Source organism: Vibrio sp. AK197 (genome assembly GCF_053903115.1).
The window spans coordinates 2,870,807-2,885,741 of record NZ_CP096430.1; the positions used below are offsets into that span (position 1 = coordinate 2,870,807).

Sequence of the window (14,935 nt, forward strand, 5' to 3'; positions counted from 1 at the left end):
GGCTAATTCTGTGCTTCAACCTTCGCTTTAATCTGAGTATCCGTGACCGGTGACGAGGTTTTTGTCGGCGTGACCTTAATAAATAACGCCACCACGCCCATCGCAGCCATGGCCCAAAAGACGTTCGCGCCCCAATGCTCGTATCCCCAACCGCTGAAAGTGGTCATCAAGGCAGTAAAAGCACCAAGTGCAATGGCATTATACAGGGCTTGTAATGCCACCATACGGCTCGGTTGCGACTTTTGAATATATTGAATCGCGGCCACATGGGATAGCGCAAAGGTAATCCCATGCAACAGTTGTATCACCACCAGCGCAGCGAGGAAGGTGGTTGACGCGGTTAAACCCCAACGCATAATCACTCCGCAGGCGGCGATCAAAAATAGAGTCCGTAATGACAGCCCGATAAACAGCCGTTTACTCATAGCAAAAATAAACACTTCCGCTGCCACACCCAAGCTCCATAGATAACCAATAATATCTTCTGAATATCCCGCCTGCTTCCAATAGATGGTGCTAAAGCCATAATACGCCGCATGGCTGCCTTGAATCAGGGCCGCCAGAGCCAAAAATTTCACGACCTCACTATCGCGCAGCAATTCGGTCAATTTTGGACGCGGTACCTTAGAGTCTTGCTCGGTCACTGGCATCGGGTTGGTTGCGCGCAATGAAAATAAAACCGCAACAGTAAACCCTGCCAGAGCGGTGAATAAAATCATATCAGTGCCAAAATGCGTGACGAGGAAACCGACAACAGTTGAACCCGCAATAAACGCCACAGACCCCCACAACCGGGCTCGCCCATAATCCAACAGTTTTAGGCGATTGTAATAATTGGCGACCGAGTCAGAGAGCGGCAAAATAGGGCCACAGCAAATATTAAACAGCACCGTGGCGAGCGCCATTAACCAAAAACTTCCGCCAGTAAAAAAGTGAAAACCAATAAAAAGTAGACCAGCAAATGTGATGAGTCGTAGCGCAGGCATTAACTGTTCTGCGCGATGCACACGCGGCGTCAACACTAAGTTCGCCACACAGCGCGTAGCCAAGCCAATTCCTACTAATAAACCGATGTCTGTCGGCGAGACTCCCTGCCCTTCAAACCACAACGCCCAAAATGGCAAGTACACACCATAAGCAAAGAAGAAACCTAATAAATACTGGGAGATCCAGCCATAGGGAGAGGGCTTAAACATTCACGATCCTTGATTGAAATAACGATGAAAACGCGGGCTATTATCTACTGGAAGTGTCTCTTGAAAAAGGGAATTATCAGACAAACAGCGTTTCCCATTTTGCACCAGTACGACCAAAGTCGTCTGGAGCTTAGACAAAGATTTGCCACACTAAAACAACGTAAGGGATCTATGAGTCACACGAATGCCGGACAAATTCAACACCCAATCACCGCCTTTTGACCGATTAAGCGAACCACAACAGAAAAAATTACGCGCATCGCTAGATGTCGCTTACTTTCGCCAGCGAGAAAAAATTCTGCAAACGGGGGCGGATAGTCGTCATTTGCATGTCGTGATTAAAGGTGCGGTTGAGGAACGTTCTGCTGATGGCCACGAAGTGTACGCTCACTATGCGAATGATGATTTATTTGATGTTCGCTCGCTGTTTGAAGGCAGCTGCAAACATCACTATGTGGCCTTGGAGGACACCCTAACTTACCAGTTGCCAAAAGAACTCTTTCTCGAGCTCTATAATGAAAATGGGGAATTTGCGGCGTACTTTGATAATAACCTCGCGAAACGCCAAGCTTTGCTTGATGCTGCCCATCAGCAACAAAACTTAGCCGAATTCATCCTGACCAAAGTCACTGACGACATCTATCATCCACCACTTATTTTGGAACCCAATCAACCGTTAAAGACCGTTACTCAAATCCTTAAAGACAATGGTCGCGACGCGGCGTTGATTCAGCTCAGTGCGGATGACCCTAGACTCAACAAGGCGCTTAGCCCTCTTCCATACGCGATTGTCACCCGAACCAATCTGCTTCACGCAGTGATGCTAGAAGGGGTTGGCCTTGACGTACCAGTGCACCAGGTCGCTTCATACCCTGTGTTTCATGTTGAACGCGATGACTTCCTGTTTAATGCTATGATCACCATGACGCGCCACCGCATGAAACGGCTTATGGTTTGCGATGGAAAACAAGCCATTGGCATGCTGGATATGACGCAAATCCTCAGCGCCTTTTCCACCCATTCTCATGTCCTGACATTGAGCATTGCTCGAGCGTCGTCGATTGAAGAGTTAGCCCTGGCGTCAAATCGGCAACGTAATCTGGTTGAAGTCTTACTCCGAAACGGCATTCGAACCCGTTTTATTATGGAGCTAATTTCTGCCGTCAACGAACACATCATCGAAAAAGCGTTTGAATTGGTCGTGCCCCCAGCGCTGCATGATCACTGCTGCCTTCTGGTACTTGGCTCCGAAGGACGCGGTGAACAAGTACTGAAAACCGATCAAGACAACGCGCTGATTATCAAAGATGGTTTGGAGTGGCATCAATGTGAAAGCGTGATGCAGACACTGACTCATACCCTGCAACAGCTGGGTTATCCGCTGTGCCCGGGCAACGTGATGGTCAACAATCGCAAATGGGTGAAGAACCAAACCGACTGGAAGCAGACAATTAGCCGTTGGGTGGAACAAGCCCAGCCCGAAGAGATGCTCGATCTCGCGATCATGGCCGATGCCACCGCCGTGGCAGGAAACCGAGCCCTGCTCAAGCCCGTCAGTTTACATCTGTCGTCACTCATGGCGAACCGCATGTTGGTGTTGCAAACCTTCACTCAACCTGCATTGCAATTTTCAACACCGCTCACTCTGTTCGGCAACGTCAAAGACGACAAACAAGGACTTGATGTTAAAAGTGGGGGAATTTTTCCAATTGTGCATGGAATTCGTGCCTTAGCTCTTGAATACGCCCTCATACCCAAAAACACCTTTGACCGTATCGATGCCTTACACCATAAGCAGATTCTCGATGAAGAAACTGCCGATAACCTCACCGAAGCACTTAAGCTCTTTTTTAAGTTACGCCTGACCCAACAGTTAAGCCAGCAACATTCTCACAACCGTATTGATCTCAAGCAGCTTGAGCGCTCGGAGCGAGATCTGCTGCGCCATGCTTTCCACGTGGTTAAGAAATTCAAGCAACTGCTTGCCCACCACTTTCAAATTCGCGATTGAAGAGAGATAGATGAACTGGCTGGCAAGGAAATATTGGCATTACAAGCTGCGAGGCTCTCCTTATCAGGCGCTGTTTTCAGGCGTGACGGCTGGTCAATTTGTCTCTGTCGATTGTGAAACCACCAGCCTTGATCCCAAGCGAGCTGAACTGGTGACCATCGCTGCCACCAAAATCATCGATAATCGCATCATCACCAGTGCGCCATTTGAGGTGCACTTACGAGCCCCGCAATCTCTCGATTCCGGGTCGGTAAAAATCCATCGAATTCGTCATCAAGATCTTGCTGATGGCCTTGATGAAAAAACCGCACTTCTCAAACTCATTGCCTTTATTGGCCAGTGCCCACTCGTTGGTTATCACATTCGCTACGACAAAAAAATTCTCGACCTCGCGTGCCTGCGTCATTTGGGGTTTCCATTACCCAACCCCGTGATTGAAGTGAGCCAAATCTACCACGACAAATTGGAAAAACACCTGCCTAATGCCTATTTTGACCTTAGCTTAGAAGCCATTTGTCGCCATCTCGACTTGCCGATGCAAGAAGATAAACATGATGCTTTAGAGGATGCCATCGCTGCCGCGATGGTGTTTGTGCGCCTAACCAAAGGCGACTTACCTAATTTTAATGTCCCAAATTCTTCGTAATTCGACCCAAGCGAACCACCAAAATGAGAGCAGTTTCACCCAATTCACTTTTTCTCCATCTCCTTAATCCTAAAGTCTAATTGTCGAATCACGGCCGGTAGATGACAGTTATAGGCACACCCTTCGCAGAGCAAGTGATGACAAGTAACAACAATTTCAACTTTGCCAGACGAATGAGCACTTGCTGAATTCACAAGGAGACAACCATGAGTGAAGCCCATATCTATCCGGTTCAAGATAATATTAAAGCCAATACACACGCGGATAACGACACTTATCAGAACATGTATCAGCAATCCGTCAGTAATCCTGAAGGCTTTTGGAGTGAACACGGTAAGATCGTTGACTGGATTAAACCCTTCTCTAAAGTGAAACATACCTCGTTTGATACTGGGCATGTGGATATTCGTTGGTTTGAAGATGGCACACTCAATGTCTCCGCCAACTGCATCGACCGCCATCTGTCCTCGAGAGGGGATGAAGTCGCGATTATTTGGGAAGGCGATGATCCTGCCGAAGACAAAACACTCACGTTTAAGCAACTGCATCAGCAAGTATGTCGCTTCTCTAATGCTCTCAAACAGCAAGGGGTCAAAAAGGGCGACGTGGTGTGCCTCTATATGCCAATGGTCCCGGAAGCCGCGGTTGCCATGCTGGCTTGTACGCGTATTGGCGCCGTTCACACCGTGGTGTTTGGGGGCTTTTCACCCGATGCGCTTGCTGGGCGTATTATCGACTCCAACGCAAAATTAGTGATCACCGCAGATGAAGGAGTTCGCGGTGGACGCGCGGTCCCTTTAAAGAAAAATGTCGATCAAGCACTTACCAATCCTGACGTCAGTGATAACACCAAAGTCGTGGTGCTCAAGCGCACAGGCGGTGACGTCGCTTGGCATGGCGAACGTGATGTCTGGTGGCATGAAGCCACTGCTGCGGTATCGGATGACTGTCCACCCGAAGAAATGAACGCAGAAGACCCTCTTTTTATCCTTTATACCTCAGGGTCAACTGGCAAGCCTAAGGGAGTACTTCACACCACTGGTGGCTATCTGGTATACGCAACAATGACGTTCAAATACGTTTTTGACTACCAACCGGGAGAGACTTTCTGGTGTACAGCCGATGTGGGTTGGATTACGGGCCACACTTACTTAGTTTATGGTCCTCTCGCCAATGGCGCTAAATCCATTCTGTTTGAAGGCGTCCCCAACTATCCAAACACCAGCCGCATGAGTGAGGTGGTCGATAAGCATCAAGTCAATATCCTCTATACTGCGCCCACGGCAATTCGTGCGTTAATGGCTAAAGGGGACGAAGCCATCAAAGGTACAAACCGCAGTAGCCTGCGCATCATGGGGTCGGTGGGTGAACCGATCAACCCAGAAGCATGGGAGTGGTATTACAAAACCATCGGTAACAGCCAATCACCGATTGTCGATACCTGGTGGCAAACCGAAACGGGCGGTATTTTGATTACGCCGCTACCAGGCGCAACAGCACTCAAACCAGGTTCCGCGACTCGGCCTTTCTTTGGCGTTCAACCGGCGCTGGTTGATAACGTAGGTAATGTCATTGAAGGTGCAACTGAAGGTAACTTAGTGATTCTAGACTCTTGGCCGGGCCAAATGCGTACTGTGTATGGTGATCATGACCGCTTCGAACAAACCTACTTCTCAACCTTCAAAGGTATGTATTTTACCGGTGATGGTGCCCGCCGAGATGAGGATGGCTACTACTGGATTACCGGACGCGTCGATGATGTCTTGAACGTTTCAGGACACCGCATGGGAACAGCTGAAATAGAATCGGCTTTAGTGGCTCACGATAAAATCGCTGAAGCAGCGATTGTCGGCATTCCACACGATATCAAAGGCCAAGCCATTTATGCTTATATCACCTTGATCGACGGTGAAGTGCCGAGTGCCGAGCTGCACAAAGAAGTGAAAGATTGGGTGCGTAAAGAAATTGGCCCCATCGCGACACCCGATGTCTTACACTGGACCGATTCACTGCCTAAAACACGCTCAGGCAAAATTATGCGTCGCATTTTACGTAAAATTGCGACGGGCGATACCAGTAACTTAGGTGATACGTCGACCCTTGCAGATCCGAGTGTGGTCGACAAGCTCATTGCCGAGCAAGCCGAGCTTTGCTAACCACTCGAATCAACCAACTTTGAACTTGCCAGTATCGAGCTAGCTGGCGCAATCACTGATAGAAAAGGCACCAATGGGTGCTTTTTCTATTTTAATCAAACTGATAGGTATAAGAAGCGACAATACGCTTATCCGCATCATCGAGATAGGTATTGTTGTCTTGCATAAACACAAATGCGTTCATCGAATTATTTCTGTTGAAACGGTAGCCACTACCTAAGCCACCAAAGGCCCCTTTGTAATTCTCACCCTCTTCGTTTTTTGAACCATAAGACCCTGCGGCAAATGCAATTAACGTCAATTGAGGCGTTAACGATTTCAGGCTGAACGCGCCAACATAGGCACTGTGACTACCAGAACTGACCGTGGTAAACCCGTTTTCAGGCGACGGCATTCCGATAAAAGAGTCATCACTACATTTAGCATCAGACGCTCCAGAACAATCTAAGTACTCCCCATCATTGTAGGTGTAGCCCGCCATCGGAAAAATTTGAAAACCTGCAGGTTCAAATCCAAAGTAACTCAGTGGCATGAAGGTACCGACACTATAGTTGGTCTGCGTCGCGCCATTCGAGTACTCGTTCTTACCAAAGTTAAAATTCACAATGCCGACAGGGAACAACCATGAGCCGCCAATTCGCCATTCATGGGCATCTTCGTTGACTCGAGCATTCAGTTTACGGGCCTCATCAATGGCCAACGATCCAGAGAACGCCACGTTGCTATCGTCAAAATCAAAATTGTTTGCGTAAGAGATACCAACTTTGGTGATCACTTTGGTCGGGTCATCGTCCAACTTTTCCTGATTGGATTTCACCTCACCTTGAGCACAAGCCAGCATTGGAATAAAGAGTGTTGCCAATAGTGTTTTTTTCATAATATGAATCCTTATGATTGTAGCCACCATCGATCGCATAACGCCTCGATGCCTCACTATGTGGCCAACGAACAAAAAATGGTCGCACAATATATAGGGGTTTATACCGCGAATAAAGCGCTATAAATTTCCGTCATCGGCTTGAATTAAGGACGTGTCTGTGTCGCTATTTCGCATTCAAATGAATGAACAGCCAATCATCGAAAGAATGAACGTGAAGTGCCGACTTCAATTTCCGAACCCAGTTCAAAGATCAGAAAATTGATTTACCAAAAATAGGGAACATTGGGGAAGAAAGCAGGTCATTAGACCAGTAAATTGCTGCGATTTGCCGTGAATTAGCTATAATCTTATTCAATTTCTAAAAATCGGTACATTTTTCATTTAAAACTGATGCTGATTTGATAAAAATGTGGGAATATCGGTAATTAACTCACAATAAGGGAAGATAGCTGCAATATGTCTACAAAGTTAAGCATTCTAATTCTAAACGGGCCAAACCTTAACCTTTTAGGATTACGCGAACCAGGCCACTATGGAAAACAGACCTTAGACTCAATTGTAGAGACCCTATCTTCGCAAGCCAAGCAAGCCGGCATAGAGCTCGAACATCTTCAGTCTAATCGTGAATACGAGTTGATTGAAGCCATTCACGCCGCTCACGGAAAGGTCGATTTTATCATCATCAACCCTGCCGCATTTACTCATACAAGCGTAGCACTTCGCGACGCTTTACTTGGCGTGTCGATCCCATTTATTGAAGTGCATTTATCGAACGTCCACGCTCGCGAACCATTTCGCCACCACTCCTACCTATCTGATAAAGCGGAAGGGGTGATTTGCGGATTAGGGGCGCAAGGTTACGAATTCGCTTTAACTGCCGCCATTACTAAATTGACGCAGTCGAAGTAAACACAGACACTCCCAGCCCTTCTTGGGGCTGTCTTACTCACAAGATAAAAGAGAAAGAAAAGATGGATATCCGTAAAATTAAAAAGCTTATCGAATTAGTTGAAGAGTCTGGCATTGCTGAGCTAGAAATCTCCGAAGGTGAAGAATCGGTACGCATTAGCCGTAATGGCGTTCCTGCTCCAGCAGCACCGATTCAATACGCTGCGGCTCCAGCGCCTGCTGCACCAGCGGCGGCTCCAGCAGCACCTGTAGCAGAAGCGGCACCAGCAGCCCCTGCCGCACCGGCGGGTCACCAAGTTCTTTCTCCAATGGTAGGTACGTTCTACCGTGCGTCTAGCCCTGATGCAAAACCATTCATCGAAGTTGGTCAATCAATCCAAGCTGGCGACACGCTCTGCATTGTTGAAGCAATGAAAATGATGAACCAAATCGAAGCAGACAAATCTGGTGTGATTACTGCCATCCTAGTTGAAGACGGCCAACCAGTTGAATTCGACCAACCACTCGTTGTTATCGAATAAGCGGGGCTCGCCTTATGCTAGATAAAGTAGTCATCGCGAACCGAGGTGAAATCGCACTTCGTATCCTTCGCGCTTGTAAAGAACTCGGAATCAAAACCGTAGCTGTCCACTCAACCGCTGACCGCGATTTAAAACACGTATTGCTTGCAGATGAATCTATCTGTATCGGTCCAGCACGCGGTATCGACAGCTACCTAAATATTCCTCGTATTATTTCAGCAGCAGAAGTAACGGGCGCGGTGGCCATCCACCCAGGTTACGGCTTCCTGTCTGAAAACGCTGATTTTGCAGAACAAGTTGAGCAGAGTGGCTTCATCTTTGTTGGACCAAAAGCGGAAACTATTCGCATCATGGGCGACAAAGTCGCGGCCATCAATGCGATGAAGAAAGCGGGTGTTCCTTGTGTACCAGGCTCTGACGGTCCTTTGGATGACGATGATGCCAAAAACAAAGCGCACGCAAAACGCATTGGTTACCCAGTCATCATCAAGGCGTCTGGCGGCGGCGGCGGTCGTGGTATGCGTGTAGTACGCTCTGAGAAAGATCTGATCCAAGCGATTGCCATGACCCGCGCAGAAGCAAAAGCAGCGTTCAACAACGACATGGTTTACATGGAGAAATTCCTAGAAAACCCTCGCCACGTTGAAGTTCAGGTTATTGCTGATGGTCAAGGCGGTGCAATCCATCTTGGTGAACGTGACTGCTCAATGCAACGCCGTCACCAAAAAGTGGTTGAAGAAGCTCCTGCACCAGGCATTACGGAAGAAATGCGTAAATACATCGGTGAACGTTGTACTCGCGCATGTCTTGAAATTAACTACCGCGGTGCCGGTACCTTTGAATTCTTGTACGAAAACGGCGAGTTCTACTTCATTGAGATGAACACCCGTATTCAGGTAGAGCACCCAGTAACGGAAATGGTGACAGGTGTCGACCTTATCAAAGAGCAGCTGCGTGTTGCGGCAGGTCAACCGCTGTCTTTCACTCAAGACGATATCAAGATTCGCGGCCATGCCGTTGAGTGTCGTATTAACGCGGAAGATCCAGAACGTTTCCTTCCTTGCCCTGGTAAGATCGAACGTTTCCACTCACCAGGCGGCATGGGCGTTCGTTGGGAATCGCACATCTACTCTGGCTACAGTGTACCGCCACACTACGATTCAATGATTGGTAAGCTTATCACTTACGGTGAAAACCGTGATGTAGCAATTGCTCGTATGCGCAATGCGCTGGGTGAAATGATCATTGAAGGCATCAAAACCAACATTCCTCTTCAGGAAGAGATCATGAAAGATGAAAACTTCCAACACGGTGGCACCAACATCCACTATCTAGAGAAGAAGCTGGGTTTACAATAAGCCTGATTCGTAAAATACCGCGAATTACTCATTTCTTAATGCCCACTTCGGTGGGCATTTTTTATTTGCGCGCGATATAAGCTCAAACTCACCGGTGAGTTCTGCTACACTTTGCGCCAATTCAATCATTGAAAGAGCAAATGCTATGCCTTGGATTCAAATCAAGCTCAATGCCACCAACCAAAACGCCGAACAGATCGGTGATATGTTGATGGAAGAAACCGGAGCACTTTCCGTGACGTTTCTCGACGCTCATGACACGCCTGTATTTGAACCGCTTCCGGGAGAAACCCGCCTGTGGGGAGATACCGACATCCTCGCGCTGTATGACGCCGAATGCGATAGCAATTGGGTTATCGAGCAAATTAAAACCAGCCAAATGCTAGCCCAAGACTTTGCCTATAAAGTGGAGCAACTTGAAGACAAAGACTGGGAACGCGAGTGGATGGATAACTTCCACCCAATGAAATTCGGCGAACGTCTGTGGATTTGCCCGAGCTGGCGCGATATTCCAGAGCCAGATGCGATCAATGTTATGCTTGACCCCGGCCTCGCCTTTGGCACTGGTACCCACCCAACGACAGCGCTATGTCTAGAATGGTTAGAAGGTCTCGACCTTGCTGGTAAGACCGTCATCGACTTTGGCTGTGGTTCCGGAATTTTGGCGATTGCCGCAATCAAACTCGGCGCTGAGCGCGTGATTGGTATCGACATTGATCCACAAGCATTGCACGCGTCTAAAGATAATGCTGAACGTAACGGAGTTGCTGATCAGCTCAACGTATTCCTGCCTCAAGACCAGCCACAAGACCTAGTCGCAGATGTCGTCGTCGCTAACATTTTGGCCGGGCCTTTGCGTGAGCTTTCACCCGTTATCAGCGGATTAGTGAAACCACATGGTGTCCTTGCCATGTCGGGAGTTTTAGATACTCAAGCGCAAGATGTCGCGAGTTACTACCAAGAACAATTCTCATTAGATGCGATTAAAGAGCAAAATGAGTGGTGCCGAATCTCTGGCGCGAAGCGAGATTAAACAAGAGTTTGCGCGTTAATTGTTTGAAAAACATACAGTTTACAAAAACAAATTGTAAATGCTCAAATAATAGTCTTTTCACGCACCGAAAAAATGCGTAAAATGCGCGCCCTTACTGCTACACAACTGTGATGACGTTTTGAAAATCGGAAATTACCAACTTAACAACAATCTGATCGTTGCTCCCATGGCGGGTGTCACCGATAGACCGTTTAGAGAGTTGTGTCTTCGATATGGTGCAGGTATGGCGGTCAGTGAAATGATGTCGTCAAATCCCAAACTATGGAAAACGTCAAAGTCAAAACAGCGCATGGTACATGAAGGCGAATCGGGCATTCGCTCTGTACAAATTGCCGGTTCTGATCCGCAGTTGATGGCAGAGGCAGCGCAATTCAGTGTTGAAAACGGTGCGCAAATCATCGACATCAACATGGGTTGCCCTGCTAAAAAAGTGAACAAGAAGCTAGCCGGCTCTGCGCTGCTGAAGTTTCCAGAATTAATCGAAGATATTCTGAAAACCGTGGTGGAGGCAGTCGATGTTCCCGTAACATTGAAAACCCGCACTGGCTGGGACACAGACAATAAAAACTGTGTTCATATCGCTAAATTAGCCGAAGACTGCGGCATTCAAGCTCTTGCTCTGCATGGCAGAACAAAAGCGTGTATGTACAAAGGTGAGGCCGAATACGACAGCATTAAAGCGGTCAAGCAAGCCATTTCAATTCCGGTTATCGCTAACGGTGATATCGATAGCCCAGAAAAGGCAAAGCAGGTTCTAGAGTACACTGGTGCCGACGCTTTAATGATTGGTCGTCCTGCCCAAGGACGTCCGTGGATTTTTCAAGAAATCCACCACTATTTGGAAAACGGCACCACGATGCCTGAACTTCCAGTTGCGGAAGTGAAAGACATCCTGCTTGGTCATGTTCATGCTCTTCATCAATTTTATGGAGAGTTCTTAGGCCCTCGCATCGCTCGTAAGCATGTGGGTTGGTACCTAAAAGAACACGAACAAGCGAGTGAGTTTCGCCGTACCTTCAACGCTCTCGAAGCTGCGAATGAGCAACTCGAGGTGTTGGAAGGTTATTTTGATAACGTTGCATCATAATTAAGAGAAGAGCTAGACCGAATATGTTCGAACAAAATCTGACTTCAGAAGCATTAACAGTAACGACAGTAACGTCACAAGATCAAATTACGCAGAAGCCTTTACGTGACTCTGTTAAAGCATCTCTTAAAAACTACTTGGCACAATTGAATGGCCAAGAAGTTACAGAGCTATATGAGCTAGTTCTCGCTGAAGTTGAACAGCCACTACTAGATACCATCATGCAATACACTCGCGGTAACCAAACTCGCGCAGCAACGATGATGGGCATCAACCGCGGTACTCTTCGCAAGAAACTTAAAAAATACGGCATGAACTAATTCAATTAGTTAAGTCATTGATTCAAAAGCCACTGCTCTTCCGAGTTAGTGGCTTTTTTCATTTTATGTGCCCCGATATGTACCCTAAAAACTAGGTCACTTATTCTTGACTCTTACCGCTGCTTTTAGAAAATAGCTCACACACAGATTAACAAGAGCGTGGCATGCAATACTCGATTCTCCCACTCACCTCCACTGATTTGCCTCAGGCTCATGCGATGACCCAGGCTTTGGGCTGGCCGCATCGCCAGCAAGACTGGCAACACATTCTCGACTTAGGAGACGCTATCGCGCTCAAAGATGACTCAAAGCTCATCGGGACTGGGGCGGTGTTACCTCAAGGTGACTACGCAAGCATAGGACTTGTGGTCATTGACCAAAAGTATCAGCAACAAGGACTTGGGCGAACGATTGTCGAGCAGTTAATCAATCACTCCCCTCTCGTGGATTGGTATTTAACCGCGACACTGGCTGGCGAGCCACTGTATCGAAAATTAGGGTTTCGTCACTATCAACGTGTACACCAATATCAAGCCAAGGTGAAACCACTCACTCCTGTTCCTGAAAACCGCCCATCACAGCATACGATTGATGACTATCGACCTAACGATAGCGCTTCATTACAGCAACTTATGCAAAGCGCAACACAGATGAACCGCGACAAAATTGTTGATTGGTTGTGCCAAACCTCTCAGCGCATCATCGTACTCAAACACCTGCAGCAAATCACTGGCTACGCATGCTTACGCGAGTTTGGGCGCGGCTTATGTATTGGCCCAGTGATCGCACAAACGGAGGATCAAGCCTGCTATCTGATTCGTGAGCTTTTAGCCGGAGTATCGGGGCAATTTGTGCGTATCGATATCCCCAGTCAGTATCGAATGATTGCAGCGACGCTGACAACCTTTGGACTCACGCAAGTGGACGATGTGAGTCAAATGGTCAAAGGCGCTACACCAACCATAAACCCGGACTGCACTCAGTTTGCACTGGTCACTCAAGCCATCGGTTAATCGAAGCCCTATGAGAACCAGTGCCTAACGTACTGGTTTATCGAGTTTTCTATATATCCTCAACGAAGTCGTCAAATTAGTCTTTACTCGGATAATGACTATTTGTTATGTTATAACAAATTACAAGTTATAGTATAACATTGCATGAGTTCCCGTTTTTCTCTGTTGCCGCCAGTGCTTGAAGTTAAGGACTTAAGCCTCACAATCCAAGGCCATAGCTTGGTTAATGACATCAACTTCTCATTATCCGCTGGTGAACGAGTGTGTCTGATCGGTGCTTCCGGGTCAGGAAAATCACTCACCGCAAGAGCGATCAGCGGCGTTTTACCTTGGTATTGCCAGCGTAGCGGCACCATCAAGGTAAATGGACAAGAAGTGAGTCATAAACCAGTACTCGCCCGCCCATCAACAGCTCGTGTCGCCACGATTTTTCAAGATTCATTCAGTGCATTAAATCCGTTAATGCCGGTGGGCAAGCAGTTGGCATTAAGCGTCAATGCTGGCTCTGAGCGTGCGCTATATCAGTTACTTGAACAGATGGAATTGGACAATATCGAGCAGATGATGAACCGCTTACCGAGCGAGCTATCGGGTGGGCAGCGTCAACGAATTTGTATCGCGTTTGCTTTGCTCAGTGGCGCCAATATATTGATTGCCGATGAACCGACGACAGCTCTTGATGTGATTAACCAACAACAAGTGGTGAAGCTATTAAAGCAATGCAGCGGACACCACTGCTCCCACAATGAACAATTGCATGGTAATCCGTTAGCGTTACTGTTTATCACTCATGATATCAGCGTTGCAGCTCAGCTCTGTGAACGCGCCTTAGTGATGGAAAATGGGCGCATTGTCGAATCAGCAACAATGGCTCAGCTTCTGAGTGCACCTCAACACCCTTATACCCAGCAGTTAGTTCACGCGGCGTATCAAACCAACACCGCGCGAGTGACCCAGCCCCCTTTTCAAAACGTTGCCAACGGATAAATCACGCGATGTCTTTTTTACAGTTAGAACAGGTCTATTATGCCTGGCGTTCAAGTACAACGCCGAGCGTCAACGGTGTATCACTCTCTTTAGACCCTCTCGAGTGCGTAGGGCTGGTTGGCGGCTCTGGTAGCGGTAAATCCACCCTCATCAAACTCATTCTTGGGCTTGCTAAGCCACAAAATGGTCACGTGTACTGGCAACAACAAGCGCTGCAACAGGCGTCGGCTCGTCAACTCAAGGATTACCGCCAAGCGGTACAATATATTCCTCAAGAGCCCCATACCTCGTTACCACCAAACCAAAACGTGGCTCAAGTGCTGAGCACCCCGTTAAAACACTTAAAAGGCCTTCGTGCTTCGTACCGTCAATTATGCCAAGCCGTCAACCAAGTTGAGCTACCGAAGGCAATATTAGACCGAAACATTACCGAATTGTCCGGCGGGCAGGCTCAGCGTATCGCGTTGGCCAGAGCTTTGATTGTACAGCCTCAGTTTCTCCTCGCAGATGAACCGACCAGCGGTCTTGATCTGCCGTTACGTGAGCAAATAAAACAACTGCTGATCAACGTCTGCCAACAGAACAACATGGGATTGCTGTTAGTCACTCACGATATCTCACTCGCCAGTGGGCTGTGCTCACGGTTATTGGTCATGAACAACGGCAGCGTTATCGAAGACCGCCCCACAGATCTGCTGCTCGCGTCTCCGCAGCACAGCTATACCCAACAATTACTGCAAGCGGTGCCAAGTCTGCCCGCCGCTCAACACGCTTACAAAGCCTAATAACACCAAAAA

Annotated in this window: 14 protein-coding genes; 12 read left to right on the top strand and 2 right to left on the bottom strand. The window is 47.8% G+C overall.

Annotated features, from left to right (window positions below; all coding sequences use genetic code 11):
• Nucleotides 1-2: 2 nt before the first annotated feature.
• Nucleotides 3-1,196, bottom strand: coding sequence for a 3-phenylpropionate MFS transporter (locus M1D72_RS20470; protein ID WP_390194622.1), 1,194 nt, complete (start codon nucleotides 1,194-1,196; stop codon nucleotides 3-5).
• A 184-nt stretch (nucleotides 1,197-1,380) separates the two neighbouring features.
• On the opposite strand from M1D72_RS20470, the gene M1D72_RS20475 reads away from it, so the two are divergent.
• The 3 genes from M1D72_RS20475 to acs all read left to right on the top strand — a co-directional run bounded on the left by M1D72_RS20475 (nucleotide 1,381) and on the right by acs (nucleotide 6,009).
• Entirely contained in the window at nucleotides 1,381-3,207 is a 1,827-nt protein-coding gene (locus M1D72_RS20475) for a DUF294 nucleotidyltransferase-like domain-containing protein (protein ID WP_456296346.1), read from the top strand.
• Nucleotides 3,208-3,217: 10 nt separating this feature from the next.
• Complete coding sequence (locus tag M1D72_RS20480) at nucleotides 3,218-3,853, top strand: 3'-5' exonuclease (RefSeq protein ID WP_390194617.1); 636 nt, start codon at nucleotides 3,218-3,220, stop codon at nucleotides 3,851-3,853.
• Nucleotides 3,854-4,059: 206 nt separating this feature from the next.
• Nucleotides 4,060-6,009 carry an acetate--CoA ligase gene (acs, locus tag M1D72_RS20485; protein ID WP_456296347.1) on the top strand — a complete coding sequence of 650 codons (1,950 nt, stop codon included), beginning with the start codon at nucleotides 4,060-4,062 and terminating at the stop codon, nucleotides 6,007-6,009.
• Nucleotides 6,010-6,100: 91 nt separating this feature from the next.
• On the opposite strand, the gene M1D72_RS20490 is transcribed toward acs, so the two are convergent.
• On the bottom strand, nucleotides 6,101-6,886 hold the full coding sequence (locus M1D72_RS20490; protein WP_456296348.1) for a hypothetical protein: 786 nt from the start codon (nucleotides 6,884-6,886) through the stop codon (nucleotides 6,101-6,103).
• Nucleotides 6,887-7,345: 459 nt separating this feature from the next.
• Here M1D72_RS20490 and aroQ point away from each other — a divergent pair, with 459 nt between their 5' ends.
• The 9 genes from aroQ to M1D72_RS20535 all read left to right on the top strand — a co-directional run bounded on the left by aroQ (nucleotide 7,346) and on the right by M1D72_RS20535 (nucleotide 14,923).
• On the top strand, nucleotides 7,346-7,798 hold the full coding sequence (gene aroQ, locus M1D72_RS20495; protein WP_390194611.1) for a type II 3-dehydroquinate dehydratase: 453 nt from the start codon (nucleotides 7,346-7,348) through the stop codon (nucleotides 7,796-7,798).
• A gap of 62 nt (nucleotides 7,799-7,860) precedes the next feature.
• On the top strand, nucleotides 7,861-8,319 hold the full coding sequence (accB, locus tag M1D72_RS20500) for an acetyl-CoA carboxylase biotin carboxyl carrier protein (protein ID WP_390194609.1): 459 nt from the start codon (nucleotides 7,861-7,863) through the stop codon (nucleotides 8,317-8,319).
• Between the two features lie 14 nt (nucleotides 8,320-8,333).
• Nucleotides 8,334-9,677, top strand: coding sequence for an acetyl-CoA carboxylase biotin carboxylase subunit (accC, locus tag M1D72_RS20505; protein ID WP_456296349.1), 1,344 nt, complete (start codon nucleotides 8,334-8,336; stop codon nucleotides 9,675-9,677).
• A 145-nt stretch (nucleotides 9,678-9,822) separates the two neighbouring features.
• Nucleotides 9,823-10,710, top strand: coding sequence for a 50S ribosomal protein L11 methyltransferase (gene prmA / locus M1D72_RS20510; protein ID WP_456296350.1), 888 nt, complete (start codon nucleotides 9,823-9,825; stop codon nucleotides 10,708-10,710).
• Nucleotides 10,711-10,849: 139 nt separating this feature from the next.
• Nucleotides 10,850-11,818, top strand: coding sequence for a tRNA dihydrouridine synthase DusB (gene dusB, locus M1D72_RS20515; RefSeq protein WP_390194604.1), 969 nt, complete (start codon nucleotides 10,850-10,852; stop codon nucleotides 11,816-11,818).
• Between the two features lie 23 nt (nucleotides 11,819-11,841).
• Nucleotides 11,842-12,138, top strand: a complete 297-nt coding sequence (fis, locus tag M1D72_RS20520) for a DNA-binding transcriptional regulator Fis (RefSeq protein WP_000462885.1) — start codon at nucleotides 11,842-11,844, stop codon at nucleotides 12,136-12,138.
• A 164-nt stretch (nucleotides 12,139-12,302) separates the two neighbouring features.
• A complete protein-coding gene (locus M1D72_RS20525) occupies nucleotides 12,303-13,151 on the top strand; it encodes a GNAT family N-acetyltransferase (RefSeq protein ID WP_456296351.1) in 849 nt (282 codons plus the stop codon).
• Between the two features lie 144 nt (nucleotides 13,152-13,295).
• Nucleotides 13,296-14,138, top strand: a complete 843-nt coding sequence (locus M1D72_RS20530) for an ATP-binding cassette domain-containing protein (protein ID WP_456296352.1) — start codon at nucleotides 13,296-13,298, stop codon at nucleotides 14,136-14,138.
• 8 nt (nucleotides 14,139-14,146) lie between these two features.
• Nucleotides 14,147-14,923 (top strand): ABC transporter ATP-binding protein, encoded by a 777-nt coding sequence (locus tag M1D72_RS20535; RefSeq protein WP_456296353.1) that lies wholly within the window; start codon nucleotides 14,147-14,149, stop codon nucleotides 14,921-14,923.
• Nucleotides 14,924-14,935 lie beyond the last annotated feature (12 nt).